A 1,698-nucleotide genomic window follows, 5' to 3' on the forward strand; every position below is an offset into this window, starting at 1 on the left:
GGGTTCTTCCTCACTTTGTGTGGTTCATCGGCTGTTAGCGGCAAGATCGCTAATGGGCGGGCATGCGAACGAAATCAAAATGGTCGCCCGGCCCAGGGGTCAAAGTTCTGGGCGTCGAGCTCACTGATGATGACAGTTGGGTTGTTTCCGCTGCCGGACCAGCGATCGGCATTTGCCCCGATTGTGGCCGGCGAAGCCGAAATCGGCATGGGTGGTCCAGCCGCAGCCTTCAGGACCTTCCGGTCCAGGGTTAGGCTGTGACGGTGAGGGCTCCTGCTGAGCCGCTGGCGATGCGCACATGAGAAATGTGAACGACAAACGTTCACCGACCGACTGCCGACGGTTGCTTCCCCTAATGCGCGCCGGACGACAAGGGTCGTGGAGATTGTCGGCCTGCTCGGCCATAGCACGGGCGGCCGTCCTGGCGAGCGCCTCATGCAACGGCTCGGCATGCCGGTCAGCGACGACACCATCCTGCGGCAACTGAAGCGTGATGCCGCGGTTGCTCACTGCGCCTCCGAGATCCGGGTGGTTGGCATCGATGACTGGAGCTGGCGACGCGCGACACGATACGGGACCATCATGGTCGATCTCGAGCGTCGCTCGGTTGTCGACATTCTGGACGACCGCAGCGTCGATAGTGCAGCCAAGTGGCTGCTGAACCATCCCTCCGTCGAGATCGTCAGCCGAGACCGCTGCGGTCTGTATGCGCAGGCCGTCCGTGAAGGCGCACCGCAGGCCCGGCAGGTAGCCGATCGGTTTCATCTGGTCCAAAACCTTCGTACGGCAATCGAGGAACAGATGAGCTTTCATGGCAGTGCTTCAGGAAGAGCCATCCTGTCCGAGGACGCCATCATCGACGCTGCGACACATCGCCGGCGCGCTCGTCTCGCGCATAGGCAATCTCGCCAGGAGATATTCGAAATGCTCCACGCCTTGCGCCAGAAGGGTCTGACTTACAGCGAGATCGCCCGACGGACCGGCTATGAACGTCGCAGCGTGGCGAAGTGGCTCAAATTCAAGGCTCTGCCAGATAGGCGGCGAGCAGCATTGAACCCCACGTCACCATGGTACTTTGAAACGTTCCTTGCCGAATGCTGGAAGGAAGGGAACCGCTGCGGACGGCATCTGTTTCATGACGTCAAGCAGCGCGGCTACACCGGCAGCTTCTCCAATCTGGAGCGCCTGCTGGGAGCCTGGCGGTGTGCCGAAAGAGAACGCGTTGATGATATTCCTCCCACGGCGCCCAGCTTGGAACCCGTTCGAGATCCGGATACCGGACATGCGATTTCGCCGGTCGTGGCTGCGGCGCTTTGCATCAAGCCACGAGGCCTGCTGACAGATCGGCAAGCAAGAAAGGTCGATGCCCTGAAGCAGAGATCTGACGCATTCGCTGAAATGCGACGCCTGGCGATGCGCTTCAACGGAATCCTTCGCAGCAAGAAGTCGGAAACACTGGACGCGTGGATCGACGATGCAATCGATTCCGACCTCATTCCGATCATGCGGTTCGCCCGTGTTTTGCGCAGAGACATCGATGCCGTCAACAACGCCATTGAGCTACCTTGGAGCAACGGACAGGCCGAAGGCCAGATCAATCGCCTCAAGACCCTCAAGCGGGCTATGTACGGCAGGGCAGGTCCCGAACTACTGAGGGCACGTATGCTGCCACCGCGCCACACAAATTGAGGAAGAACC

The 1,698-nt window shown here is 60.4% G+C and carries 1 pseudogene; it reads left to right on the plus strand.

Annotation, left to right across the window (positions count from 1 at the left end):
• The first annotated feature begins 62 nt into the window (after positions 1–62).
• A pseudogene (locus EOD29_RS30550) lies at positions 63–1,689 on the plus strand (ISL3 family transposase).
• Positions 1,690–1,698: the final 9 nt, after the last annotated feature.

It is taken from the genome of Mesorhizobium sp. M1A.T.Ca.IN.004.03.1.1 (genome assembly GCF_003997555.1).
GTDB lineage: Bacteria > Pseudomonadota > Alphaproteobacteria > Rhizobiales > Rhizobiaceae > Mesorhizobium.